This window comes from Psychrobacillus sp. FJAT-21963 (assembly GCF_001420585.1).
In the GTDB taxonomy this organism is placed as follows: domain Bacteria; phylum Bacillota; class Bacilli; order Bacillales_A; family Planococcaceae; genus Psychrobacillus.
Genome location: NZ_LJIY01000007.1, coordinates 80657 through 105459, shown reverse-complemented (window position 1 = coordinate 105459; position 24803 = coordinate 80657). Strand labels below are relative to the sequence as shown.

Below are 24803 nucleotides of genomic sequence, written 5' to 3'. Positions count from 1 at the left end.
TTTAACTAAAGCACCCGTTAGTTGAACAAGGGGTACCAATATTGTTTAGCCAATAAATTGACTAATTTACTACTTTCCCTTTGGCATTCAATATTTTAATTTCATAAGAGTCAATATTAGATACAGAATTTAGTTCCTTAGAATGTAGGATTTCATGCACTGTCTCTTCAATTTCCATTGCTAACTTATGTGCATCTTTATCTGAACCTATTATTGTTGTTTGAATGGTAATAGATTTTTGATACTCATTTTGATACTCAGTATTTATATTTCCGAATACGTCGTAATCTTTAAGACCTTCCATTAAAGTCGATGCTATATGTGAAAGTTCTTTGTTTATATTTTCAGTTTCTTCGGTAACAAAAGATAAATCCATTCTTTCTACAACAACTGTATAGTCTTTTAATGTGGAAGATCTAATTGCATTTTTTGCAATGGACTCAATATCCTTTTTTACTGAATTAAAATATTCTTCATTCTCTTTAACTTGTACCCTCAATTCTATCTCCGAGTTTGAACTTACACCAAATTCCAACTCATCATATTTCTCATGGATTTTTTCAGTTACCTCGTTCAATGTAGAAAAATGTAGTTCTCGTTCTTTAGTAGATAAAGGTTTTGGTTCCTCCTTATTAGCAATAGCGGTATCAACTTCTGAAGGTTTATTTAACAGGCTAAATGATCCTATTCCCACTATAAGTATTCCAGTAATAATCAATATCCTTTTTAACATATAATCCCTCCTGTTAAGAAGGTATGTCATAAATCCACCAAAAAGTCCCCAGAAAAACACAATGTCCTTCTTGAAGTAAAGCACCCGTTAGTTTAATAAGATTTTTTTAAGTCAGAGATAATGATTACATTTTCTGCAACTTGCTTTTGGTCAGTAGAATTTGGGTTTTCAATTAAATCAAAGGATACTTTTTGACCTTGTTTAAGGAATATGAATCCATTCGGAAATCTTTCTTTATCAGGTAAAATCGAACTGAAATGAACAAAAACATGATTTCCATCCTCACCGTCAAGCATAATACGACCATAACCCTTTTCTTCTTTAAACCATTTAACAATTCCCTCTCGTTTCATATCTGTTCGACCTCCAATTCATTTTTTTACTCAACTAAACTGCCCCTTTAGTTCCATAAGAAAAGTGCTTCACTACTTCTTGAAGTAAAGCACCTGTTAATTGAATAAGGATTATAAAAACTCAACTTTTTTAATTACACCTTCATATTTAAGGGTAATTTGAAAGTTGCGTTCTTTATTTAGCTTTTCAAGTTCTTCCTTGGAGTAATCTCTATACATTGTTTCAAAGACAAGGGTTTATAAGTAACCATCAAGTGTGTCTGTTTGTATTGGTCCCAATGATTCTCTCAAACCCAAGGGTTGAATTGGTCCCAATGATTCTTTCAATAAAGAAGAATCAGTTACAACTTCAAAGTTAAAAGATATTCTTTCCTCATTTGTGAGTTCTTTTTCAGAAAACAACGATACTTCATACCTCACCCCTCTAAGAGGAGTATCTGAAGCACTATCATTCAAGTTAGCAAAATCACTATTAATTTCACTAATCTTAAATGGAACAGTATAGGTTTCGTTTTCTCTAACATTTAAATGGTCACTTTCCACTTCTTCCTCAATCTTTACTGATTGCTTAGTATCATTAACTACTTGTTGATTGGTACATCCTGATAAAAATAATAGTCCGAGTACAGTAAATAAACTAGTATAAATTACTTTCATGATTCTCCCCTTTGTTCAATAATTTACATATATTAACTTATTCAACACATTCGCAAAAAAACCTTCTTCTTCAACTAACCTGCTGCGTTAGTTTAAGTGTAATATTTCACACATGAACACCGAAATTTACTTTGTTTTGGACAAAAAAATAGATCATCCAAATGATAATCTTGTTTAACTAAAGCACATGTTTTTTGAACAAGTACCTTCTCTTTTTTACACATTATTCTGGATATGAGACCTAACAGATAAAAACAATTTTTCCTATTTGTGCTATAATCCTCTAAAATACGAATTATAATAATATATACAATTGTTATTTAACCTATTATATGAGGAGATGGATTAATGAGTATAGAAAAACTAATTGTTTGGGAACCTATTAAAGCAAAAGAAATTCAGTTTAGCAGATTTTATAACGAGTTACTTTTTTATGAAATGCACTATCGCAAAGATTTTGTACTCGTTGTTGAAGATGCAAAGCATTCAAAGAAATATACTTTTACTTACGAAAATAAAAAGTCCCAAAAATATGCAATCATCACATTTCGTTTCTTTGATGAGATGACAAGGCCAGATATTGAAGAACTAATATCAAAAGTGGGTAAAGATAGAGAAAAAGAAGGACTAAGTAAACTTACTTTTGAACCTACTTTTTATAAAGTTGAAAACTCTAGTTTTTTATCTTGGTATGACAATATTTTTCCCGCTAGGGCTGTTCTACAACCCAAAGCTGAACATCATTTATATATTACTTCAGACTATATAATTGATGTGCTGAGTGAGTACGAACCAACAGTCGCAGTAGAATTTCAATAATAGTGAGAATTAAATTTTTCTCACTATCCCTCCCCTTATTCTTCAACTAAACTGCCCCGTTAATTCAACAAGAAAAAGCTACCCTTACAGGCAGCCAATTGTTTAACTAAAGCACTTGTTAGCAATTATTGTATATGAAAATTAGTATCATTTGGCATAATTGATTTAATGAAAGAAATATCATTTTTATTAACAGCATGTGCAAAGAATTCCGTTCCCCAATGCTCTGAGCTAAAAATGGATTGCCCCTCTTTACTTAAAAAAATGGAGAACCACTTTAGTCTTCCGTTGGTGGTTACGTTGTTTCTCAAAATATGCTCTACAATTATGGGGTTTAATTTGCCTTTATAGCAAGTTAATTTATGTTCCGTTGGTATTTCCGTGAGATTGGATAAGTAAATGATTTCTTCTATTACATGTTTTTCATCGTACCATGAATGTATTTCTATGGTGTCTGATCCTTTTAAGAAATATTCCATCAATGGAATCCAATATACATAGTTATCTGTCATTGGAAAGCTGTCATTTTCATCAAACGTAAATGTAGGTACAGCAAAGTACAAACGATAATTCATAAATTAACACCCCTACCTTATTTTACTTTAATTACTTATTCAACTAAACTGCTTCGTTAGTTGAAGAAGAATTATTTAGCCTACTCTAATTCACCAATAAACCAAATATCTCTTCTATAAACATCACTGTCTTCATCGGTTATTTCTTCTTCAAATCCTAAGACATCCATATCTTTGGGGATATTTATTCCCCAATCATTCTCAAAACTTCTTTCTTTGGACAGGGGAATCCATTTTTGAAATTCGTCATTTCTATTAAAGAACCAGCCGAAGTGAGAATCACCAACAAACACTATAATTTGAGAATCAAACAATGCTTGAAAACTAATATAAACAACCACTCGACACTTATCAGGTGTATTTGGTTTGATTTCAATCAAATGTTTAACTCGTTCTAATAAAGTTTGAACACAAAGTCTCTTAATTCCAAAAGGAGTCCTGTCGGAATCAATAAAAGCTTGGGCAACTGGTAAATGAAGATGCCAATACCCATTATAAAAATCCAAAGGAAAATCAGAAGTTTTCTCCCAGATTCGCTTTATCATATTTCTCGTTTTTCGCTTTAAACCCCTTAACTTCTTATTACGCATTTTTATCTCCTATCTATTTTCCATTCAAATTTACCTTTTTTTGTTTAGTAAATAATTTTTTGTCCCCGTTTCCTTCTTCAACTAACCTGCTGCGTTAGTTTAAGTGTAACATTTCACAATGGATCACCTAAATATACTTGATGTTTTGGACGTAAAAAAAAGACCTTCAAAAGAAGGTCTTCTTAACTAAAGCACCCGTTAGTTGAAGAATATCATTAATTTCAACTTCCTTCTCAAAAATTCCTTCTGATTTTTAACAATACGACCCAATTACTGAACAGAATTAATTAGTTTCTTAACATACTAATACTCCCTATGTCTTTTCAATTAAATTCATAGCGCATTGTATGGCTCACATCTATAAATCCTTGCTTTTCATATAAAGTAATAGCACCAATATTTTCAGACAGTACATTCAACTCTAAGTAATCTAAATTTCGATTTTCAGCCCATTTTTTTGCTTCTAATAACAAAGCTGAACCAATTCCTTGAGATTGATATTTGGTTCCAACAATTATATCTGGAATAAATGCGTATTTATGTTCAACCAAACACGTATATGATGGTGTGATTAGTTCTTGAATAAGTAAAAAACCTATAGTACAGTTATCAATTTCAGCTAATAAAATATCCGAATCCTTTTCATTGATTGTTTTCCTTATAAACTCTACATCCTGCTTTGCAGGCTTTATATATTTGGGCTGAAAGTTTGACATTTTAAAAAAAAGCTCTTGATATAAAATTTCTATTTGATTAACTTGCTCTAGCGTAGCTAACTTTATATTCATATTGTTCCTCCAAAGTTCTTTTAAAATTATTTAAAGCAATATACTCTTATGTGAAATAATAACATATTTCTAAATTTAAAATAAACTATTCAAAATCTGATATTTATTAAGCTAACCTGCCCCGTTAGTTCAATAAGAAAAAAGAGCTTTACTCCTTCTTGAAGTAAAGCACCGATAGTGAAAAGTAGAACTAAATTTTCCTTTTTAATAAATTTATTAAAAAGTACATGATTGAAATCAAATATGATAGAAGTAAAACGATTATTGTACCAAATGTATAAACCGCTACTTCGGTATTATCACCGCCATCAAATACACCAGCAAATAGAAAAAATAAAATTACACTAGCCATTAATGTTAAGAAGAATATACTAATATACTTGGACATATAATACCCCTTTACAATTCAACTTTATTTACTATTTCGCCGCTCTGTCAAATATCCCTCCTTGTTGAACTAAACTGCCGCGTTAGTTTATTAAGAAAAAAAGGGCTGCCTAAGCAACCCATGTTCTTTAACTAAAGCACCCGTTAGTGAAAAGTGTTAAGCCTCTTCTTGATATAAATTAAATCGAAGTGGGGTATGGTTCAATGGAATTTTGAATTCATCTAGTTTTTCTATTTCATTAAAAAAATCTTCTATTTCACCATCTGTGTCAAAATACCATTCTGATGCTTCTAATTTCTTTAACTCTTTAATTGGTTCAAAAACGAATTCACAATGTAGTTGTTGAATATCACCATTTCCATCAGTGAACTGTCTAATAAAATCATAATAAAATAGCTTTTCACCTGTGAAGTCATACACCCCACACTGAAATAATATGGTTTTTTCTTCTTCACCTACAACAGCTTCTTTTGCGAATGACTTAAACTCTTCCCATATTTTTTGCCCATCATTTGTGATTTCACCAATTCTATTTTTAAGGTGGTTTTCAGCATCTGCAATTGTAATCATTAACCTACATCTCCAATCAAAAAAATCATTTAAAGGTTATTATGCCGGTATGGCTTATTAAAGTATTCTGCTACGTTAGTTTAAGTGTAACATTTCACAATAGATTTCTGAGATCGACTTGATGTTTTGGATAAAAAAATAGAACATCAAAATGATGGTCTTGTTTAACTAAAGCACCCGTTAGTTCTATAAGAAAAGCGATTCTTATTAATGAATCGCTCCCGATTACGGAAAATATGTAACTACTTCCTTTTATAAGTTGATCCAAAGAAAGTAACTGAATTATTGGTCTAAATCCATATGTTATTTTCAGCAGTTAGTTTTAAATTAGTTTCACCAGTGTTGACTACACCTTTAGGCTCTACCAGCATGCGAAAACTAAGCGATGAAATACGACGTTTAGCCAAAATATCCTGCCGTTAACAAAAGAGTTGAATCTTATCATATAAAAATAGCTATCTATTGTCGCATTTCTGCCATTACTTGTTTTGCATAAGCAGAATAGATCAAAAATAGAGTTAACCTCTCAAAAAGAGCCAAATTTCTCTATCAGGAAATTTGGCTTATTAGTTATACCTCGAAAGTCCGTTAGCCAAATTGCTGACTAGGCTGTTTACAAAAAAACTCACCACGTTGTACTGGGCTTCCATTGTTTGTTTTGTATCTAATAATGAGGTCCAGTGCATTAAGGAATGCTCTCTAATACATTCTTCACCGCTGAAGTATTTCCTCTAATTAAACTAAACTACCCCGTTAGTTGAAGTATATTCCTTCACAAAAATTATTGTTATTTTAATATAAATATCTATTTGAGATGAAACTTCTTTTATTTGATGTAGGGGAGACGACAGCAATAATACCATTTACAAGTTGCTTTAAACTTAGAAAAATCATTCTGAATTTTTTTTGTTTTTAAGTAACTGAAATGCACTCAGATTTTTAAATTTCACATTTAAGTCTTCATCTACAGTTTTTGCTACCCGCTCATCTGTTAACAAAACATTTTGTAATCCATCTAATATACATTTTGCAGCTAATATTAAAACAGTTAATAGGATTATAGGTATTAACGATATCCAAGGATATGAAGTCCATAGGAAACTCCACCACATTCCTAAGGTACCTGCCCATTCACTTGATGGAGAAACAGGTCTAGATATCCCAAATAAATCTTCTTTAAAAGTGATTCCCCCAATAAATACTTTCAATACACCTAAGTGAGCCATGAGAATGAGTGACTGCATAAACTCTTTTATTAAAATTAAATATAACTTTGGAACTAAAAAAGTTCTAATATGCTTTGAAATGATATGCCATGTGGTTGCCCCTAAAGTTCGAGAGCATTCAATAAATTCCATCTTACTTATTAGTTGGACTTCATTTGCAATTAATACTGAATTGAAAGGAATAAAAAAAACAGATAGAACTAAAATATATATTAATACTAATTCCCAAATCGAATAAATACCTTCTTGCATTAATATCGATTCAAAACTTATCCAGTTTAATATTAAAAAAGCAAAAAGGGTAACTGGAAAATAATTAATAGAATCAGCAATGTATTTAATTGGTTTCTTGAATTTTCCTAAGTAATAATGAATAAGAAATCCAAAAAATATAGAAGGGACAACTCTTATTAGTGTAATAGCAATAGCTGCAAATATAGTATATTTCGCACCTATAAGCATCACTATTGCAATATTTCTTCCAAAGTTATCAGTACCAAAGGGTGGATAAAGTATTCCACTATACGGTGCTGGTATTGGTTTCCCGTTATTATCAAACAATAATGGAGCCGTAGGTATACGATCATGATAAATTATAAAATATAAAATGCTAGCTAACAATAGGCCGCTGATTATGATAAATCCAAATAGGAATAGTTTATTTCGAAAAGTTCTCTTCGCTATACTCATTTAAATCACCATTCCAATCTTTGCCCTGTTTTTCTATGAATATATTCAATCAGCGATGTATTAACTATAAAGATAGGCAAATAAATCATAATAAGTGTAAAAGCAATGATTTCAGGTTCTGGATAAGTTATTAAAAACGTGAAAATTCCATTTATATTAAAAAGTTTTTCAAAGATTACCATGGAAGATAACAAAATTATGATGACAGACTTACTTTGCAGAATAATACTTGGAGTAATATTTCTTAAAACATGAATGAAAAATACTTGAGATTTGTTGAAACCTATACTCTTTGCTAATTGTACGTATGATTTCTTCAATTCTTCATTCACCAGGAAAAGAACAACTTTATAAATCATTAAAGATGGGATTAACGTCAAAGCTACTGTTGGTAGTATATAGGATCTATTCTGGGCCGTACCAACAATTGAAAACAATTGGATCCCAGTTTGTTTAAAATAAAATAAAACAGAAAACTGAATTACTATAATTATAAACAAGTCTGGTAACGACTCTAATAGTGAGGCAGTTCTTATAGTAAACAAGTTAATTTTTTTAGGTAATAATGTAGTTAGATAAGCAACGAAGATACCTAGTACTATTGATAAGAATAATGCAGCAAGAAATATATATGCAGAATATAAGTAGGAATCCCAGAAGTTTGTAAATATAGAATACTCAAATCCTGTTGGTCCTGTGAATTCTATAGTTTGTGGAAGAATTAATGATTTAATGATAAGAAGAACTATGTCTATATATGAATTAAAATCCAATTGAAGTCCATTCATAAATACCCCTACAAAGGCACTTAGGAGAATTAAACCAATAACTACGCAAATAAAACGACAAATATTATCCCATATAACACTGATCAGAATCCCCTCATTCCCAATAATAACCATTATGTATACTTTCAATTATAAACTAAGAGATAGTATTTTCAACCTACTGATTCAACTTCATAAATTACCTGTTTCGATTCAATCACTGAATATTTACTTGTTAACACAATTTATTAACTGCTTCTTTTAAGTCGACCTTGTTGATACCTTTACTCACCGGACATTTAAAGTGTCCCCTTAAATTTCATTGGCTTTTTGACATAGCTTTCAATAATAATTCATCACTTAAAGTACAGCAATGCAACTCATTTGTGAGTGATGGAGCCCTTAGGAAGTCATACAAAGTCTTATGAGTCATGAGAAAAGTGAAACTACCAGGTTTTACGCTCAGTTATACGGAAGATTAATGAAGGAGTATTATCAGGAGTAAATTTAAATGTAAAAGGAGCAACGTATTAAGGACGTTTCTCTACTTGAATAATGCACCCGTATAGCAATCCATGCAGCTCAAAATAGTACTGCACCACAGAGAATGAAAGGTTAAAAGTTGTCTATAATAATAGTCCACCGAAACCCATAGACTTATTAATGCACGCTCTCCTCATTATTTAACGATTTAGAAGGAGAAATTTATTTTCATGGTAGCTCAATCTCTGAAACTTATCCTAAGTTCATTCAAAATTTTTATATATGGTTTATTTAACTTGTCATTAACTTAAATTGCTATTGCCTCTTCGATATTTATATCCTTTACAGGCTGATTCCTACCAACCCTTGTTCAACTAAACTGCTGCGTTAGTTCTAAAAGCTAACTAAAAAACAACCACCTTCCGAATTATTAACGGTTGGTGGTTTCTCTTTCATCTAGTATACGGCAATATTCTGCCAGCTCATCAAAGTTTTCATTAGGCATATGTAGTATTTGATTTAATCTATCCATTACTTTTCCTCGAGGCATCTTCTACAGCAATGCCTCTATTAATTGATTTACCTCTTCTTTTTGATTATTGTCCATTTATAACACTTCGACTCTATTAGTATGGACGTTCTCAATTATATATTTTTTTCGAATAACATTTATTCATCATCATTAATCACTTTGATTCCCGTTAATAAAGTTTTTGCATCCTCATTAAGATAGTACTTTATATCCTTTCTCACTAACAGTTCAGGATTATTTTTAATAGAAAGTTTTAATGCCCTAATATCAAAATTGGAAGCATGAGCATTAATAGAATAAATAACATTCATTTCTTTACGAGACAAAGTGTTGATTGCTGACTCCGTATTATTTTTTAGTATTTCAAATAGCGACCTTGCATTCCTTCTAAGAAGATGCCTGTTATCACTAATTAAATCTAAATTGTTTTCGATTAATCTTCTGGCAGAAATCAGATCCAATTTCTCCATGCTTTCATTTATTGTTTTCATCAATTCATTTATATCCATTAGGAATCCCCTTTAACGTATATATAATATAACTATCGGTATAAGCAGATAATTATTAATTGTTTTTATGATTTTCCAATTTATAGGTATAAATACTTTAATTGTAGAGAAAAAAGATATATCTATTTAAACACAAAGAAGACCATGGGCGCTAAAAGGCGTACCTTAATGGACGCCGTGATAATTGATAAGCTGATAAACCTTGCCAAATAAAAGGGACTGCCTGACCCTGACAGTCCCCAGATGTATGTTTTAAAAGAAAACGAAAAAAAGACATTTTAACGTTTGCTTTCAAATTATACTATTCTGATACATACAAAATTGATATAGAAATTTTACCCAAAGTTAAAAAAATATTTAGTTATGAATTTTTTCACAACCACTATGCGGCGTAGTGTATCTAACTTTAAAAATGTGATTTCTCTTTTGATTTATTAGAAAAACACCATCATAAGAGATGCAAAAACAGATTCACTATTTAACCACTAAATTTAACAAACTTAAAAAGAAATTAAATAAGGATGCGACTCAGTGACAGTAGATTAACTACTTTTCTCATATCCACTTTTTTTCTCTAGTATCTTACGAGAAGCTTTTTTGTTTTGACGAATGTTGCACTTTGTGCCCCATCTTGTTCGAAATGTGACACTTCCTTTAGGCTCTTGCCTAAATACAGCTTAATATTGGGAATACTCTATAAAGCAACTATGGGGAATCACCTAACCTCATGATTCGTCCTCCAGTTGAATTAAACACCCTTTTGCTGCCTATACTTTAATAACTAGATCCATATCAGTCGGGAAAGTCTGATATTGGTTCTAGTCTTTTTTGTTCCTTATACGTGATTATTTTAGTGTTCCTTCTTCAACTAAAGCACCCGTTAGTTGAATAACAATGTAAATAATTTTATAAAATCAGCCATTTAAAAGAGATGAAAAATTATAAAAAGCATTTAATACATCATCACCTAATGGATGACCCGTTTTTTGAGTTTTTAAAGTTTATGAGCAACTTATGGCGTATCAATTGTTTCAAGATCGTACATATGACAAGTTGGTAAGTCCCAAAAATTTCAAAGATAAATATATACAAGGTATTTGCAAAGAAGTATTAAGTAATATTTACTCCTATAGCTAAGCTTCAAATTTCCTTTCATTTATTTGATATAAGGGGCTACTGTTGAATATGACAAGTGCGAAGAATACTACTTTCTAATCTCCGGTTTCGATTAATTCTTCACACTTGTTCTTTTTTGTAAGTACAATGCGAAGCATTATTTACAACTTGGAAGTTTCCTAAAAGAACACCTTATTTTCCTGTTCGTATATTAGGCTAGTTTAAGTATAAATCTTCACAATTTCCATAGAAAGAAGCTGATTTATAAATCAGCTTCTTTCTCATTTCTAACAACTTATATTTATTAATGTTTATTAAAATGATGCTCCAACAATAATTAACAAAATAAACAATACAACGATCAATACAAAGCTAGAACCGTATCCGCCGCTATTAGTCATAATTCACACTCCTTAAAAAAATTTTGTAAGCTTACTTTATTAAACTATTCTTGTTAAACAGAAATAATATGGACAACTATCTTGCCGAACAAAAATAATTAAATTTTCTCTTCATTACTATCGGTATATATACGCCAAATAAATGTAGCAACCTTTATAATTTTCTCCATATCCAATTCTAAATCTTTCAAAATATTAAAAAGTGATTTTGATGGTCGAGGATCTTTTCTAATTTCCAATAGAATTTCATTCAATAGTTCTTGTTGCTTTTCCATATTCTCATATAACTCTTCTAGTGTTGATACTCTTTTATCTAATGCATTTAGTGTTTCATGTTTATCATGTTTATCATGTTTATCATGTTTATCATGTTTATCATGTTTATTATGTTTATTATGTTTATTATGTTTATTATGTTTACTGTCATTATCCATTTTCTCCCCTCCTTTGCTTAATAGTANGTCTAAATCTTTCAAAATATTAAAAAGTGATTCTGATTGTCGAGGATTTTTTCTAATTTGCAATAGAATTTCATTCAATAGTTCTTGTTGCTTTTCCATATTCTCATATAACTCTTCCAGTGTTGATACTCTTTTATCTAATGCATTTAGTGTTTCATGTTTATCATGTTTATTATGTTTATTATGTTTACTATGTTTACTGTCATTAGCCATTTTCTCCCCTCCTTTGCTTAATAGTAATAAAATATATAAATAGTCAAATAGCGATAGGAAATTGTTTAAGATAGAGAATATTCTTTGCGATGAGGTACATAGAATATAGGTGTTAATTTGGTTTCACTTACTCATTATATTTAGAATTTCTCCCACTAACTGTACGTATGACCTTACTTGTACATAATAAAATTAATAAATTATATGTAACATTCATGTGTAGTTCACTATTTCAAATATAATTCCTACGAGAATTGTGTTAAAGACAAAAGTAGAAATACGTATTCTTGATAAAAAACAAATAATCTAATTCGAAACTTTTAAATGGAACCTGGTAAATATGGAATCTATTTCTTAAAATTTATTTGAAAAAAGAGTAGCAAAAGCTACTCTTTTTTTTCACTATTCCATCTAAAACTGATTATCAACTTTAGGTATAAGAGGAAGGTCTTTTTTATTTGTATTTCCATTTCCAATCCAGTTATCTATATTTGAATCGCCTTTACATTAAAAAGAAGTATGTAAAATACCTTTTTACTTTTTCTTTTAAGGAAAATAGTTCATACTACTAACTAAGACCTGCCTTGAAGGAGAATAAGCTTATGGAACTCTTAACAAAGGAACTCAATCAATTGTTATTTGACTATGACAAGTGTCCTAATGAATCAGTAAAAAAACAAATTCTTCAAGATATAATTCTCCTTCGTGAAGCACTGGCTCTTTTAAAAGACGAGAATGAAACATAAAATTTTTGATCCAAGTAACCTTTAGAGACGAAATAGCTTTAAAGCAATGAATCATCTACTATAATTAAAATATGTGATACTTCATTTAACAATCCATTAGCGTCATTTTCAATTGGTTAAATTTTTTTGTCAAATGCGAAATTCCATCTCCACTTCTCTTATTCAAACTAAACTGCCCCGTTAGATTAAGCATTGTTTTCCCCTCCGATGTCATTCACATATCCCCCTTATTTTCTCTATCTAATACAAATAAAAAGAACGCCCGTGTGGACGTTCTAAACAATCATTTATTCATCAGCGTTAATGACATTCATACCAGCTAATAAAGTTTTTGCATCTTCATTTAAGTAGTGTTTTATACCTCTTCTAACTAAAAGTTCACTATTATTTTTAATTGCAAGCTTTAATGCCCGAATATCAAAGTTAGAAGCATGAGCATTAATTGAGTAAATAACATTCATCTCTCTACGATTTAATGTATTGATTACTGATTCCGTATTATGAAGTATTTCAAATAAGGATCTTGCGTTTCTTCGAAGAAGATGTCTGTTTTCATTTATTAAATCTAAATTATGCTCTATCAATCTTCTGGCAGCTACTAAATCCATTTTGTCCATGTTTTCATTAATTTTTTTCATAATCTCACTTATATCCATTAGGGCCTCCTTTAAATTATATATAATATAACTATCGGTANTATTTTTATTGCAGGGTTTTGTTTTAAGCAAAAATAAAAAGCATTCCTCATTCAAAGAAATGCTCTATAACTTTAAACCATTAAATTATAACTTGTACAGCTAACCTGCTGCGTTAGTTTAAGTGTAACATTTCACAATGGATCGCCGAAATCTACTTGATGTTTTGGACATAAAAACAGACCATCGAAATGATGGTCTTGTTTAACTAAAGCACCCGTTAGTTGAAGAAGGTGTGCCAATATTGTTTAGCCAATAAATTGACTAATTTACTACTTCCCCTTTGGAATTCAATATTTTAATTTTATAAGAGTAAATATTAGATACAGAATTTAGTTTCTTAGAATGTAGGATTTCATTCACTGTCTCATCAATTTCCATTGCTAACTTATGTGCATCTTTATCTGAACCTTTTATTGAAGTTTGAATGGTAATGGATTTTTGATACTCAGTATTTATATTTCCGAATACGTCGTTATGTTTAAGACCTTCCATTAAACTCGATGCTAAATGTAAAAGTTCTTTGTTTGCATTTTCAGCTTCTTCGGAAATTAAAGATAAATCCATTCTTTCTACAATAACTGTATAGTCTTTTAATGTGGAAGATTTAATTACATTTTTTGCAATGGACTCAATATCCTTTTTTACTGAATAAAAATATTCTTCATTCTCTTTAACTTTTACATTCAATTCTATCTCCGAGTTCGAACTTACAGCAAATTCCAAATCTCCATATTTCTCATGAATTTTTTCAGTTACCGTATTCAATGTAGAAACATGTAGTTCTCGTTCTTTAGTAGAAAAAGGTTCTGGTTCCTCCTTATTCGCAACAGCAGTATCAACTTCTGAAGGCATATTTAACAGGCTAAATGATGCTATCCCCACTATAAGTATTCCAGTAATAATCAATATCCTTTTTAACACATAATCCCTCCTGTTAAGAAGGTATGTCAAAAATCCACTAAAAAGTCCCCACAATATCCTTCTTCTTTTAGTAAACTGCTGCGTTAGTTCAATAAGAAAAAGCTACCCTTATAGGTAGTTACTTGTTCTACTATAGCACCCGCTAGTTTAAGAAGAAATCTTTAAAGTTGGAAGTCAAATCATTTAAAGTACCATTCAATATTTATCTGATTTTCTCCGCCAACTCTAAAATAATTCCCTCTGGACCACGAACGTAGCATAACTTATAACTTTCTTCATATTGCTGTATCTCACTAAAGATTTCCGTACCCCTCTTTTTCAATTTTGCAACAACAGCTTCAATATCTTCAACAGCAAAGCAAATATGTCGGATACCCAGCGTATTTGCAAAAGGTTGCTGAATATCTTTTTCATCTGACGGCGTATAAAATTTAACTAGCTCTATCCATGCCTCACCATCTGGCATCCCCAATCCTACACCTGCCGTTTTAACATCATTAAGGCCAACTATTCTGTCCAACTGTTCTCCATCCAATTCCCATTCCGCTTGCACTTGAAGTCCTAAATCAAGAAAAAAAGCTTTAGCCTCTGAAAGATTATTTACGTTTATACTCACATGATCTATTCTATTGATTTTCATATCTCATACCTCCTATGTTCCTATTATTTTCAATATCTGTATTCATGTAAAGTTTGTTTGAAATTCTATTTCACTTAAAACAGAAAATATCCTCCTTCAACAATCCTGCCCCGTTAGTTCAATAAGAAAAAAGCTTCACTCCTTCTTGAAGTAAAGCACCCGTTAGTGAAAAATTAAAATTCAGGCTTACTACTTAGTAGCATTCTTTAAAATCTGAAAGAAATCACTATCATTTTCCATTGTATAGTTTTCATACGTATCAAGAATAATTAGTGATTTTTTATCCGAATCAACAAACATTGCATATCCTGTATTTAATGTAATATTGATTCGGTAATCGTAGTCACTTGAAACATCACTTGCTTTTTTGAATTTTGCATTTTTAAAAGCCTCTATAAGTTCCTGTTGCGTTTCTTCTGGAATTTCAATTGATGTGAATATATTCTCTGTTTCATGATCAATACTTTCAATGTCTACAAATGGGTTTTCTGAATTTAAGTCAGCATAATCACCTAATATGTCTGATGCTGAATAAGTCCTATTAGCATTAGCAAAGATAAAGAAACCCACCATAATAAGCAATAAAACTATAATTACGATTCCAATTTTTTTGAAATCCCACAAATTTTTCTCCATTTGACACCGTCCTTTTTTATTCTTATTGGACTAAACTGCACCATTAGTTCAATAAGAATAAAAATGCTACCCCTTCTTGAAGTAAACCACCAGTTTGTTGAATAAGCACTCCTTGGTACCATTAAAGCAATCACTCTCTAGCGGATGTCAAATCAACTTCAAATTGTCCTATATCATCAAACCCTTTTAACCTAAATAAATGTTTCCCATAATTATCAGTTCCGGTTATTTCTAAAACGACTACTATCTTACTAGGTTTATAAGACGGTACATAAGCGAGGCTCACAACATCTGTCTTATTCTTGTTAAGTGGATATTGTAAATACAGACTTCTATCATTACCAACGTCTTTTATTTGATGACTATATAGAATAGTTGTTTCTCCTGGTTCTAATTTATTGATATTACCTAAATTCTGATGTACATGAGTTTTATAAAATGAAAAATAAAAGTTTAAATCTGTTATTTCTTGTTTACTTGAATTGTAAACCTCAATTGTCACACCATTATCGTACTGAAAAAACTCTCCTTGCCAACTTCTTATTATTAAGTAGTAAAAACCGAGCAAAATAAGAAGGAAAGTAGCAATACCGATAATTGTGTATTTAAATATTTTTTTCACTAAGACACTTTTGATCTTACTTTTATTCCACTTATTAATTGCTAATAAAATTCCTCCTAGAGCAAAGAAAACGAACCCAATTAATTTTATTATGCTTAGGGTGAATAAAAGCCCTAAATGTATAAAAAGAGCACCAATTACAATTAAACCTGTTGTAAAAATAAAACGGTGTGATCTGAAATCATTGATTGCTAATTTTTTATCATCAGAATTCATTTTTAGATAACCTCTAACAACAATGAAAGTTGGTATTCCCCACAAAATTATAAATGAGATAAAAGAATAAGTATCTATTTTCAATATACATGCCTCCTATCTACAGCTAGTTATTCATACTATCCATCTTCAACTAACCTGCTTCGTTAGTTGAAGTGTAACATTTCACACAGCATCATCGAAATTTGCTTTGTTTTGGACAAAAAAATAGACCATCTAATTAATGGTCTTGTTTAACTTAGGCACCCGTTTGTTGAACAAGATCAATGAACAGTTTGTTCCTATTGTGTAATAAAAATGAACCTATAAATGTTGATTTTAATTGGAAACTTCCTCTTACTTAATAGAGATAACCTAGAAAATCTAAGTCTCCTTCAGTCCATTCATTCATACCAATTTTCTTAATCATCAATTCATTTCTTTCTTCATAGCCTATGCCTAGTATAGTTTGATTTCTAACATCGATTTTCAACCATTTACATTTGTTCTTAACAGATTTGTAGCCGTTCTTTAAATACAATGTCTTATTGTCGGCAAATAAAAGTAAAAAATCTATATCCTTCTTTTCACAGTATTTATCAATTTCTAATAGTAAAAGTGAAGCTATTCCTTTTGTACGTGATTCTCGTGAAACACATAAGTCAATTATCCCTAGCACTTTTATAATTTTTCCACTAAGATTCATAACTCGGTAATCTAACCCAACCTGTGCAAGAAGGTGTTTCTCCTCGTTAAAGCTAGAATCTAAAATGAGGAATTTGTTTAAAATAAATCCTATTATTTGGATACATATCCTGAAAACTCTCAGTCAATAACTTTTGAATATTCTCAGTCAGTTCATTATCAATTTCGCACTCTATAACCATTTTTAACTTCAAATTCTCTTCATTCTTTATCATAGATAAAATAATCCTTTCTTTTAGCTATCCTTCTTTTAGTAAACTACAATTATTTTTCCAATCCACATTACACAGTTATGTCAGTTTTCAAACTATAACTTGATAAAGCAATTACAATAATCGCTAAGATAATTCTAACTATTTTCAAAGAATATTTTCCTTTTAAAAATTTATGACCCACACAATTTTTTCTTTATCATTTCAACTAACATTTTGAATAAATGAAAATCCCTTATTCAACTAACCTTCTTCTTTAGTTCAATAAGAAATAGAGTTGCCTTAGCAACCCACGAGTTTCAACTAAAGCTCACCGAAAGTCAAGTATTTTGCAACCATAAATTCATTATATAATGTTCACCTTTAGGACCAATTATTCTCTTACCTGTATCTTTAAAACCTACTTTTAAGTACAGTAGCTGTGCAGGAAGATTTTTATGGTTTACATATAAAACGACTTCATCACAATTAGGAAATTCAGATTTAACAAAATCGCTTAGCAAGAGCATACCTTGTTTAGCATAACCTTTTCCTTGCTTCTCATGATTAACAGATAAGGCAGTTAACAACATAGCTTTCGGATTATCTGAATACTCCTTTACTCGTTCAGTTGAATGAAATAAAAAGAAACCTACAGGTTCATTCTCACTTAAAATAACAATCCGATGTTGTCCTTCTGTCGCCTCTAAGATTTTGCTTGGTAATGCAGTGAAAAACACTTGTTCTTCAGGAAGTTCAAAAGAATTTAATACATCTAAATATTCATTCGAAAAATGTTTTAACTCAACGTACTCAATTTTTTCCATAGACGTTGTTACTCCTTTGTTTTTTATTACATATTACTTTAAGAACATACATTCAAGAGTCATTTTTATTAAACCTCTTTAGTTAAAGAAGCTTGTTCATCAATATGGCCCAATTGTTGAACAAAGAACAAACAGCACTCTTTAACTAACCTGCTTTTTTACACTAAACTGCTCCGTTAGTTCAATAAGAAAAAAGCTTCACTCCTTCTTGAAGTAAAGCACCCGTTAGTGATGTAATTACTAATTATTAGGGTTTAATATAGGTGTATTTTTCTCCCAATCTCCGCCACCAATTTGTTCCCAGTAATCTCCCGTTTGTTTATCAAAAATTCTAAAATAGTCAGTAACTATCATTATATGTTCGTATCGGTTTTCGTTTTGTACTTTCTCATTTTGCCTTCCAACAATCTCACTATTATTAGTCTTCAAAGCCTCAGAAATGAACCAAGAACTAATAACAATACATACACCTAAAAAGATAATCGAAAATGCCTGTAAATTCTTATTCATTCAACTTTTCCCCCTTTATTTTACCTTCTATATTTTACCACAAATATCCAATCCCTTGTTGAACTAACCTGCATCTTTAGTTCAATAAGAAAAAGCTATCCATACAGGCAGCCACTTGTATAACTAAAGCACCCGCCAGTTAGTTGAATTACGAGTACTGTTAAACTTTTCATTTATTTTTCTACCTAATTGGCGGATTTTCATAATCATTATAATGAATCTACGGTTTTGATTTGAATCCCAGTTTTCGGCTTATTATGATCCTCTTTAAAATGAGGTTGAAAATACGATGATAACTGTTGTTTTATTTCTAACTGAATGGGTAACTGAGTTATTCCTTTTGAAATATATACTTCCCCAACATTATCGCCATCTACAAAGAAACAAAGATTACCTTGGTATAATGAATTGACAGATAGAAATTGTATTTTCACTCTGTCCTTATTATTTAAAGAGTGAAAATTAATTGAGTGTACCAGTGTGTATGCACTAGTTAGATACATAGTATCAACTAATTCAGGATCTGTATTAATTATGTCTAGCTCAACATCCCTTAAATCATTTTTCATTATTTCTCCACCTTTCTAAAATAAAGAACTGCCTAGTATATAGACTCGTTATACTTTCTATGTATTTCCTCATAATTTCAATAGCTTTTTCAACAGTTAGTATATCGTTCTTCACCCAATTCTTCCCGATTTCCAAAACTAAGGATTGAACAAAACCAGTTGTTCTTAAAATAATTTAAAGTATCGGAAAAGGAAAATCCTTATTGAACTAACCTGATCCGTTAGTTTAAGTGTATACTTTCACAATCATCCCATCTATTTAAAAAAAAGAGCTGCCAAAACAGCTCATTGATCTAAAATTAAATTTATTTTTTCAAAACTGGAATCCAAATTTCGCTCTTCACAGACGGTGAAGTTAAGTCTTTGGTTTTAATCGACAAGATTTCGGGTCCTTCTGTTACTTGATAACTGGAAGATGGAAACCACTCGGAATAAATCCTTCCCCAAGTTTCCTGTAGCGTACTAGGAAAAGGTCCCGTTGATTCAAATATCGCCCATGTTAAGGCAGGAACTTCAAGTTTTGAAAATTTTTCGGGGCATTCTTGTGTTGTTGCCACTCCTATATACTGATCAAGCTCTCCTTTTTCTTCCATGCGTCCTTCAGAAAAGTTTGTAGAGGCTTGAATCATCCCTTTAGGTTCGATATTAGAAAGTTTTTTTAATTGATCTATTTCTTCCATAGTCAAAGATTTCCACATTGTCGTAATTTCTGGGTTTTCTCCTTCAAAAATAATTGGAACTCTTTTCATGATACCAATTATGTTAAATGCCTCTTTTTGTTCGACTTGGTAATTCATTTCATTTCCTCCTCTTATTGATAATTGAAAGGTCATTAGTGGATAGGCTTTTAATTGATGTCCATTTTTCCTTGCTTCTGATGGGGTTACACCATGTAAATTTTGAAAAGCTCTAGTAAAAGAGTCCGGTGAGTTGTATCCATATTTAATCGCAACATCGATTACCTTTATGTTACTATTAGTAAGCTCTAATGCTGCCAAACTAAGTCGTCTACGGCGGATGTATTCTGATAATGTAATACCTGCAAGGAAAGAAAACATCCTTTTAAAATGATATTCAGAACAATGTGCTATACTTGCCACTATCTTTAAATCTATTTCGTTAGTAAGGTTTTCCTCCATATACTTCATTGCATCATTCATGTTCTTAAGCAAATCCACTTCATGACCTCCTTCCTTAATAGAATAGCAGGAGCTGAATCTATCCACCCTACATTTTGTGCACAGTTATGCAGGATTGATCTTTTCTTTGGCTAAACTGCTGCTGTTTAAGTTCAATAAGAGAAAAGCTATACTCCTTCTTGTAGTAAAGCACCCGTTAATTGAATAGTTCATTTGTGAAAAAGAAAATCGCCTTTGAACAATTCTCGAGCTATCTCTTTATTTTCTCTCTAAATCAATTTTTTCCTCTTGGCCACCCCAAGTTATGAAAACTCGGAAAGAATCATCTTTATTGTCAGGTCGCGGCACATCTAAAAAACCTGAAAAAATTCGTTTATACCCTTTGTTATCTAGTGTAAAATTGTGTTCGCATGATGAACTAGGAAATTCTGCTTTGAAGGTTACATCACTTTTTGGTTCTCCCCCAACAGACTGAATTTCAACTACTTGCCGCCTTATTTTCTTTTCATCATTGCTGATTGTGTAAACAACTTTCCAATCAGACTTTCCGCCTTCGTAAATCAAAGTCTTTTCACATCCGGCTAAAACTAATATAACTAAGCAGCAGAATACTAAACTGACTAAAGTCTTTTTATTCTTGGTCACCATATTCACCCTTTATGATTTTCTGCTCACTCCCTTATATTAACTACTTCGATATGATACCAAATATACCTGCTAATTGAACTAACCTGCACAGTTAGTTCAATAAGAAAAATGAGTTTCTGATGCAACTCATGATCTTCAACTAAAGCACCCGTTAGCTTAATAAGAAATTAAACTTACTAAGTAAGATGTTCTTTAAAAATCTGTTTAAAATAAGGCTTAAAATCAAGTTCAATCATTTGTTGAGAATCCTCATTATCAATTCTTAGTAGCACACTTGTCCGTTCTTTCTTATCTGATGTAATTTCAAGTTTTTCAACCCGTTTCAGCTCTAAAAGTGATAACAATCTATTTGAACTATGCATAGATACTTGTATTTTAACTTCACCATAAGAGGGACAAAGCTTAATAACAAAGTCTTCCTGTCCATTGGAGAATCGGTAGGTTGCTTCATTATAATAAAATGGCAAGTCTTTTGTAGTTGTATCTAATAACATTGGTTCCGATTCGAATAACGAAAGAAAGTCGTTTTCATCTGGAAATATTGACATCTTCACATCGCTTATTCAACTAAACTACCCCGTTAGTGGAACAAGAAAAAAGAGCTGTTTAACAGCCCCTTGGTTTTGTACTAAAGCACCCGTTAGTTCAAGAAAAGTTTATTATCCTAACACTTTAGAATATTAAATAACTATTTAATATGTTTATTGTACTCTAATTGTTTTTGAACCCCTGACCTATCAATTTGAATCCAATACTCGGAAATTTTTCCATCTTCTATCTTATATACTGCACTTGTCATTTGAGTTATTGTAAGTCCTGTAGGTTGATATCCATCGACTACTCCTACGTGTGCACCTACTTGTTTCCAACGGACATATACTTTATGTCCTTGTACCAATAATTCTTGAATTTCTAAAGAATAATTACCATAGGCTTCAATCATTTCTCTTACGTGTTCAGCATAATCTTTAGGCGTCCTTAAAACTGTTTGTTCTTCCTCGGATACAATTTGATGAGCCAATACTTGTTCGGACATTAATTGATTTGAGTAGTCTGGATTTTTTCCTGATCGTACTTCTTCAAAAAATTTTCTAATTATTTGTTCTGGTGTCATTGGAACACCTCCATATTTATTCCATTGCTGTTACCGTCAAATGCATGGTCTTCGTTTGAAGCTGATAAACGAATAGAGATTCTGTACTAGAATTGATTTCCTCTAGACTGGTTGCTATGTATCTCAGATTCATGATGGTATCAGAGATACATTAATACATATGCATACTTTAATGCGGAAACTTTAGGTTCCTTGTCATTGCCCAAAATAGAAGAGCTAAAGCACTAACAGACGCCCCGAGCAAGCATACTCCTTCCCAGCCGAAGTGCGCATACATTTGAGTAGAAGCAATTGATCCGCTAGCACTTCCGATAGAATAAAACACCATATACCCTGCAGTAAGCCGACTACGTGCATCCGGTCGCAAAGGAAGTATCATCGTTTGATTAGTAACATGTATGGCTTGCACAGCCAAGTCAAGCAGTACAATACCTATAACTAATGCGAATAGCGATTGCTCTGTATAGCTGATGAATAACCATGAAATCAACAATAAGATCAAAGAAATGCCCGTTGTTCTCTGTCCGTAACCCAGATCAGCAAGCTTCCCCGCGCGTGTTGCAGCTAAAGCTCCTGCAACTCCTACAAGACCAAGTGCACCAATTGCGCTGTGTGAAAGAGATAATGGCGGTGTGCTAAGAGGGAGTACTAGTGAAGTCCACAAAATGCTGAAATCAGCAAAAATCAGTAGGGCAAGTACAGAGCGGATGCGTAAGATCCGTTCTTGTTTAAACAATATAAACACCGATCTAAGCAATTGAGGATAGGACAGTGACTTTACCTCTCGTTCAATATTGGGCAATACCCTAAAAAACATACAAACCATAAAAAGCATTAGTGCAGCAGAGACTAGATATACGGAACGCCACCCCGCAATATCCGTTAATATTCCTGCAAAGGACCTCGCAAGAAGTATGCCGACTACAATTCCGCTTGTTACAATACCAACCACACGCCCTCGTTCTGCAGGAGCCGCCATAGATGCTGCGAACGCCACAAGAGTCTGAGTTACGACCGCAAGAAGTCCTACTAAAGCCATTCCTGCAAATAGTAACGTGCTGGTGGAAGCAGTTCCAACTATAACCAAAACTAATATGGATAATAACATCTGGCCGATAATTAATAGGCGCTGGTTCAGCAAGTCACCAAGTGGCACTATCAGTAGCAATCCTACTCCATAAAAGATTTGAGTTATGGTAATAACAATTCCTATGATGGAATAGTCTATACCAAACTCACTCGACAGCTGATCAAGTAGCGGCTGTGCGAAGTAGATATTTGCTACTGACATCCCACAGGCAGCCGCAAATAATAATGACACATTACGAGACATAGAAGAGACACGGATTGAATCAGATGAGATAAATGCTCCCTGAGTCGAATTCGCCTTTATCTCTGCATTGACTGCTATTTTTTTTTTAATTTCCTCCACTCTGTCACCCCTTTTTTCCCATTAATTTTAGATACAGAGAAATATACTGTACCGAACAGTATGTTATATTGCTTGGTTAATATAACTTACAGAAACTAATTCTGTCAACGTTTAAATTATATTTTGGGCAATAACGTCTTTGTTAGCGTTAAATCTCTTATTAGGATTAACTAGTCAACATTTGACATTATAAAGTGAATAATANTACTATTCAGTACAAAAACAAAGACAAGTGGCATTTTTATATGACAAAAATAATTAAACATAAAAATCAAAAGTAACGAGAGGTATTGATTATGGGACGAACCCGCGAATTTGATGAAGAAAGAGTATTAGATGCAGCTATGCAGCTATTTTGGGAGAAGGGATATGAAGCAACCTCGTTAAGTGATTTAACTTCCAGAATGGGAATTCAACGACCCAGTATATACTCTGCCTTTGGTGGTAAAAAAGAATTGTTTGAAGCCGCTCTACGTAAATACACGATGTCCCATGCTTCTGAAATCCGAAACAGACTTCAAAATTTTCCATCTGTAAAGGAAGCTTTTCACACTTTTTTTGAAGAAGTGGTTGCTGAGGAATACACAGAAAGTCTTAGTAGAGGATGCTTTTGCATTAATACAATGGTCGAACTTGCGCCTCATGATGAGAAATTTGAAATTCTTACAAGGGAACATCAAATGTACCTTTCGATCATATTTCAAGAAACCATTGAACGTGGTATACAATCAGGTGAACTTGAGACCAATGGAAACGCAAAAGCCTTAGCACAAGCGCTAATCTTATCGTTAATTGGACTTACAGTAATAATGAAATCTCGTCCAAAACGATCATTTGTTGATAATGCAATAAAAGAGATACTTACATTGCTTAAGTAGCTCGGAATGCTTCAATCTTATTTGTCTGGTTATATGAATCTAAAAATTCTAATTTCATTTCCCTCTTCTAATTCAAAACTAAAAGAAAAAACTCCCTCTTGTAAAAGAGAGAGTTTTTTAACTTGCTGTGTTAGTTGATGTGTAACATTTCACAATGGAACGCCGAAATTTACTTGATATTCTAGACTTAAAAATAGACCATCAAAATGATGGTCTTGTTTAACTAAAACAGCCGTTAGTTTAATATGAGGATGTATAAATTCTATCTGTGTCTGAGTCTATGTCTGTGTCTATATTCATTACAAACTTATAGCTACTATTTCATATGAGGGTTCGTTTTGGGAATTTGGTAGATCTTTTATTGTAGTTTGCTATCTGAATTGTTTCTTGCACAGGTACCTGTTTTTTATTTTAACTGACAAAAAAGGCAGCTCCCTAATGAGGGATAGCTACCTTCGTTT

Annotated in this window: 31 protein-coding genes; 3 read left to right on the top strand and 28 right to left on the bottom strand. The window is 31.8% G+C overall.

Translation table 11 applies throughout. The features are described from left to right. Positions 1-61: 61 nt before the first annotated feature. The 3 genes from AN959_RS16330 to AN959_RS16320 form a co-directional block, all read right to left on the bottom strand. Entirely contained in the window at positions 62-733 is a 672-nt protein-coding gene (locus tag AN959_RS16330; RefSeq protein WP_056832313.1) for a DUF4030 domain-containing protein, read from the bottom strand. Positions 734-825: 92 nt separating this feature from the next. After that, the gene (locus AN959_RS16325) at positions 826-1086 is read right to left on the bottom strand and encodes a cold-shock protein (protein WP_082461058.1); all 261 of its coding nucleotides are present in this window, start codon (positions 1084-1086) and stop codon (positions 826-828) included. A gap of 237 nt (positions 1087-1323) precedes the next feature. Further along, a complete protein-coding gene (locus tag AN959_RS16320) occupies positions 1324-1743 on the bottom strand; it encodes a hypothetical protein (RefSeq protein ID WP_056832311.1) in 420 nt (139 codons plus the stop codon). Positions 1744-2091: 348 nt separating this feature from the next. Here AN959_RS16320 and AN959_RS16315 point away from each other — a divergent pair, with 348 nt between their 5' ends. Continuing rightward, entirely contained in the window at positions 2092-2562 is a 471-nt protein-coding gene (locus AN959_RS16315) for a hypothetical protein (protein WP_056832309.1), read from the top strand. 125 nt (positions 2563-2687) lie between these two features. Here the strand turns inward: AN959_RS16315 and AN959_RS16310 are convergent, their stop codons facing one another. The 10 genes from AN959_RS16310 to AN959_RS21565 all read right to left on the bottom strand — a co-directional run. Beyond that, the gene (locus AN959_RS16310; protein WP_056832307.1) at positions 2688-3137 is read right to left on the bottom strand and encodes a hypothetical protein; all 450 of its coding nucleotides are present in this window, start codon (positions 3135-3137) and stop codon (positions 2688-2690) included. Positions 3138-3217: 80 nt separating this feature from the next. After that, on the bottom strand, positions 3218-3727 hold the full coding sequence (locus AN959_RS16305) for a DUF3916 domain-containing protein (protein WP_056832305.1): 510 nt from the start codon (positions 3725-3727) through the stop codon (positions 3218-3220). Between the two features lie 323 nt (positions 3728-4050). Beyond that, on the bottom strand, positions 4051-4515 hold the full coding sequence (locus AN959_RS16300) for a GNAT family N-acetyltransferase (RefSeq protein WP_053477620.1): 465 nt from the start codon (positions 4513-4515) through the stop codon (positions 4051-4053). Positions 4516-4705: 190 nt separating this feature from the next. Beyond that, positions 4706-4903, bottom strand: a complete 198-nt coding sequence (locus tag AN959_RS16295; protein WP_056832303.1) for a hypothetical protein — start codon at positions 4901-4903, stop codon at positions 4706-4708. A gap of 156 nt (positions 4904-5059) precedes the next feature. Beyond that, a complete protein-coding gene (locus tag AN959_RS16290) occupies positions 5060-5473 on the bottom strand; it encodes a hypothetical protein (protein ID WP_056832301.1) in 414 nt (137 codons plus the stop codon). A gap of 890 nt (positions 5474-6363) precedes the next feature. Further along, positions 6364-7389: an ABC transporter permease gene (locus tag AN959_RS16285; RefSeq protein WP_056832300.1), complete on the bottom strand. Its 1026-nt coding sequence runs from the start codon at positions 7387-7389 to the stop codon at positions 6364-6366. Positions 7390-7394: 5 nt separating this feature from the next. Further along, complete coding sequence (locus tag AN959_RS16280; protein ID WP_253278937.1) at positions 7395-8306, bottom strand: ABC transporter permease subunit; 912 nt, start codon at positions 8304-8306, stop codon at positions 7395-7397. Between the two features lie 1002 nt (positions 8307-9308). Continuing rightward, positions 9309-9680, bottom strand: coding sequence for a hypothetical protein (locus tag AN959_RS16275; protein ID WP_056832296.1), 372 nt, complete (start codon positions 9678-9680; stop codon positions 9309-9311). Positions 9681-11110: 1430 nt separating this feature from the next. Further along, positions 11111-11197 (bottom strand): YjcZ family sporulation protein, encoded by an 87-nt coding sequence (locus tag AN959_RS20790; protein ID WP_082461056.1) that lies wholly within the window; start codon positions 11195-11197, stop codon positions 11111-11113. 461 nt (positions 11198-11658) lie between these two features. Then, on the bottom strand, positions 11659-11871 hold a 213-nt coding region (locus tag AN959_RS21565; RefSeq protein WP_216598644.1), incomplete at its 3' end, for a hypothetical protein. Positions 11872-12473: 602 nt separating this feature from the next. Here AN959_RS21565 and AN959_RS21425 point away from each other — a divergent pair. After that, the gene (locus AN959_RS21425; RefSeq protein ID WP_172794393.1) at positions 12474-12617 is read left to right on the top strand and encodes a hypothetical protein; all 144 of its coding nucleotides are present in this window, start codon (positions 12474-12476) and stop codon (positions 12615-12617) included. A gap of 85 nt (positions 12618-12702) precedes the next feature. On the opposite strand, the gene AN959_RS21910 is transcribed toward AN959_RS21425, so the two are convergent. The 15 genes from AN959_RS21910 to AN959_RS16200 all read right to left on the bottom strand — a co-directional run bounded on the left by AN959_RS21910 (position 12703) and on the right by AN959_RS16200 (position 23425). Then, a complete protein-coding gene (locus AN959_RS21910; protein WP_256363934.1) occupies positions 12703-12831 on the bottom strand; it encodes a hypothetical protein in 129 nt (42 codons plus the stop codon). A 73-nt stretch (positions 12832-12904) separates the two neighbouring features. Then, complete coding sequence (locus AN959_RS16265; RefSeq protein WP_056832293.1) at positions 12905-13273, bottom strand: hypothetical protein; 369 nt, start codon at positions 13271-13273, stop codon at positions 12905-12907. A gap of 303 nt (positions 13274-13576) precedes the next feature. Beyond that, positions 13577-14236, bottom strand: coding sequence for a hypothetical protein (locus tag AN959_RS16260; RefSeq protein WP_056832291.1), 660 nt, complete (start codon positions 14234-14236; stop codon positions 13577-13579). Between the two features lie 202 nt (positions 14237-14438). After that, a complete protein-coding gene (locus tag AN959_RS16255) occupies positions 14439-14876 on the bottom strand; it encodes a VOC family protein (protein WP_056832289.1) in 438 nt (145 codons plus the stop codon). Between the two features lie 189 nt (positions 14877-15065). Continuing rightward, the gene (locus AN959_RS16250; RefSeq protein ID WP_253278936.1) at positions 15066-15500 is read right to left on the bottom strand and encodes a hypothetical protein; all 435 of its coding nucleotides are present in this window, start codon (positions 15498-15500) and stop codon (positions 15066-15068) included. Between the two features lie 142 nt (positions 15501-15642). Then, positions 15643-16434 carry a hypothetical protein gene (locus AN959_RS21560; RefSeq protein WP_216598643.1) on the bottom strand — a complete coding sequence of 264 codons (792 nt, stop codon included), beginning with the start codon at positions 16432-16434 and terminating at the stop codon, positions 15643-15645. A 256-nt stretch (positions 16435-16690) separates the two neighbouring features. Further along, positions 16691-17035 carry a GNAT family N-acetyltransferase gene (locus tag AN959_RS21775; protein WP_253278935.1) on the bottom strand — a complete coding sequence of 115 codons (345 nt, stop codon included), beginning with the start codon at positions 17033-17035 and terminating at the stop codon, positions 16691-16693. A 531-nt stretch (positions 17036-17566) separates the two neighbouring features. Next, entirely contained in the window at positions 17567-18052 is a 486-nt protein-coding gene (locus tag AN959_RS16235) for a GNAT family N-acetyltransferase (RefSeq protein WP_056832285.1), read from the bottom strand. 240 nt (positions 18053-18292) lie between these two features. Further along, positions 18293-18562 (bottom strand): hypothetical protein, encoded by a 270-nt coding sequence (locus AN959_RS16230; protein ID WP_056832283.1) that lies wholly within the window; start codon positions 18560-18562, stop codon positions 18293-18295. 209 nt (positions 18563-18771) lie between these two features. Further along, positions 18772-19131, bottom strand: a complete 360-nt coding sequence (locus tag AN959_RS16225) for a hypothetical protein (RefSeq protein ID WP_056832280.1) — start codon at positions 19129-19131, stop codon at positions 18772-18774. 305 nt (positions 19132-19436) lie between these two features. Continuing rightward, positions 19437-20309, bottom strand: a complete 873-nt coding sequence (locus tag AN959_RS16220) for an AraC family transcriptional regulator (RefSeq protein WP_056832279.1) — start codon at positions 20307-20309, stop codon at positions 19437-19439. Between the two features lie 219 nt (positions 20310-20528). Beyond that, positions 20529-20915, bottom strand: coding sequence for a hypothetical protein (locus AN959_RS16215; protein WP_056832277.1), 387 nt, complete (start codon positions 20913-20915; stop codon positions 20529-20531). A 179-nt stretch (positions 20916-21094) separates the two neighbouring features. Then, a complete protein-coding gene (locus AN959_RS16210) occupies positions 21095-21466 on the bottom strand; it encodes a hypothetical protein (protein WP_056832275.1) in 372 nt (123 codons plus the stop codon). Between the two features lie 140 nt (positions 21467-21606). Next, positions 21607-22032 carry an ester cyclase gene (locus tag AN959_RS16205; protein ID WP_056832273.1) on the bottom strand — a complete coding sequence of 142 codons (426 nt, stop codon included), beginning with the start codon at positions 22030-22032 and terminating at the stop codon, positions 21607-21609. Between the two features lie 169 nt (positions 22033-22201). Continuing rightward, on the bottom strand, positions 22202-23425 hold the full coding sequence (locus tag AN959_RS16200; RefSeq protein WP_056832394.1) for an MFS transporter: 1224 nt from the start codon (positions 23423-23425) through the stop codon (positions 22202-22204). 335 nt (positions 23426-23760) lie between these two features. Between AN959_RS16200 and AN959_RS16195 the strand changes: the two genes are divergently transcribed. Continuing rightward, on the top strand, positions 23761-24342 hold the full coding sequence (locus tag AN959_RS16195; protein ID WP_056832271.1) for a TetR/AcrR family transcriptional regulator: 582 nt from the start codon (positions 23761-23763) through the stop codon (positions 24340-24342). Positions 24343-24803: the final 461 nt, after the last annotated feature.

Excerpts from the sequence above, each read along its gene's own strand:
- AN959_RS16330 (WP_056832313.1), bottom strand. The coding sequence starts at position 733 with ATGTTAAAAAGGATATTGATTATTACTGGAATACTTATAGTGGGAATA.
- AN959_RS16325 (WP_082461058.1), bottom strand. The coding sequence starts at position 1,086 with ATGAAACGAGAGGGAATTGTTAAATGGTTTAAAGAAGAAAAGGGTTAT.
- AN959_RS16320 (WP_056832311.1), bottom strand. The coding sequence starts at position 1,743 with ATGAAAGTAATTTATACTAGTTTATTTACTGTACTCGGACTATTATTT.
- AN959_RS16315 (WP_056832309.1), top strand. The coding sequence starts at position 2,092 with ATGAGTATAGAAAAACTAATTGTTTGGGAACCTATTAAAGCAAAAGAA.
- AN959_RS16310 (WP_056832307.1), bottom strand. The coding sequence starts at position 3,137 with ATGAATTATCGTTTGTACTTTGCTGTACCTACATTTACGTTTGATGAA.
- AN959_RS16305 (WP_056832305.1), bottom strand. The coding sequence starts at position 3,727 with ATGCGTAATAAGAAGTTAAGGGGTTTAAAGCGAAAAACGAGAAATATG.
- AN959_RS16300 (WP_053477620.1), bottom strand. The coding sequence starts at position 4,515 with ATGAATATAAAGTTAGCTACGCTAGAGCAAGTTAATCAAATAGAAATT.
- AN959_RS16295 (WP_056832303.1), bottom strand. The coding sequence starts at position 4,903 with ATGTCCAAGTATATTAGTATATTCTTCTTAACATTAATGGCTAGTGTA.
- AN959_RS16290 (WP_056832301.1), bottom strand. The coding sequence starts at position 5,473 with ATGATTACAATTGCAGATGCTGAAAACCACCTTAAAAATAGAATTGGT.
- AN959_RS16285 (WP_056832300.1), bottom strand. The coding sequence starts at position 7,389 with ATGAGTATAGCGAAGAGAACTTTTCGAAATAAACTATTCCTATTTGGA.
- AN959_RS16275 (WP_056832296.1), bottom strand. The coding sequence starts at position 9,680 with ATGGATATAAATGAATTGATGAAAACAATAAATGAAAGCATGGAGAAA.
- AN959_RS20790 (WP_082461056.1), bottom strand. The coding sequence starts at position 11,197 with ATGACTAATAGCGGCGGATACGGTTCTAGCTTTGTATTGATCGTTGTA.
- AN959_RS21425 (WP_172794393.1), top strand. The coding sequence starts at position 12,474 with ATGGAACTCTTAACAAAGGAACTCAATCAATTGTTATTTGACTATGAC.
- AN959_RS21910 (WP_256363934.1), bottom strand. The coding sequence starts at position 12,831 with ATGACATCGGAGGGGAAAACAATGCTTAATCTAACGGGGCAGTTTAGT.
- AN959_RS16265 (WP_056832293.1), bottom strand. The coding sequence starts at position 13,273 with ATGGATATAAGTGAGATTATGAAAAAAATTAATGAAAACATGGACAAA.
- AN959_RS16255 (WP_056832289.1), bottom strand. The coding sequence starts at position 14,876 with ATGAAAATCAATAGAATAGATCATGTGAGTATAAACGTAAATAATCTT.
- AN959_RS21775 (WP_253278935.1), bottom strand. The coding sequence starts at position 17,035 with ATGAATCTTAGTGGAAAAATTATAAAAGTGCTAGGGATAATTGACTTA.
- AN959_RS16235 (WP_056832285.1), bottom strand. The coding sequence starts at position 18,052 with ATGGAAAAAATTGAGTACGTTGAGTTAAAACATTTTTCGAATGAATAT.
- AN959_RS16230 (WP_056832283.1), bottom strand. The coding sequence starts at position 18,562 with ATGAATAAGAATTTACAGGCATTTTCGATTATCTTTTTAGGTGTATGT.
- AN959_RS16225 (WP_056832280.1), bottom strand. The coding sequence starts at position 19,131 with ATGAAAAATGATTTAAGGGATGTTGAGCTAGACATAATTAATACAGAT.
- AN959_RS16210 (WP_056832275.1), bottom strand. The coding sequence starts at position 21,466 with ATGTCAATATTTCCAGATGAAAACGACTTTCTTTCGTTATTCGAATCG.
- AN959_RS16205 (WP_056832273.1), bottom strand. The coding sequence starts at position 22,032 with ATGACACCAGAACAAATAATTAGAAAATTTTTTGAAGAAGTACGATCA.
- AN959_RS16195 (WP_056832271.1), top strand. The coding sequence starts at position 23,761 with ATGGGACGAACCCGCGAATTTGATGAAGAAAGAGTATTAGATGCAGCT.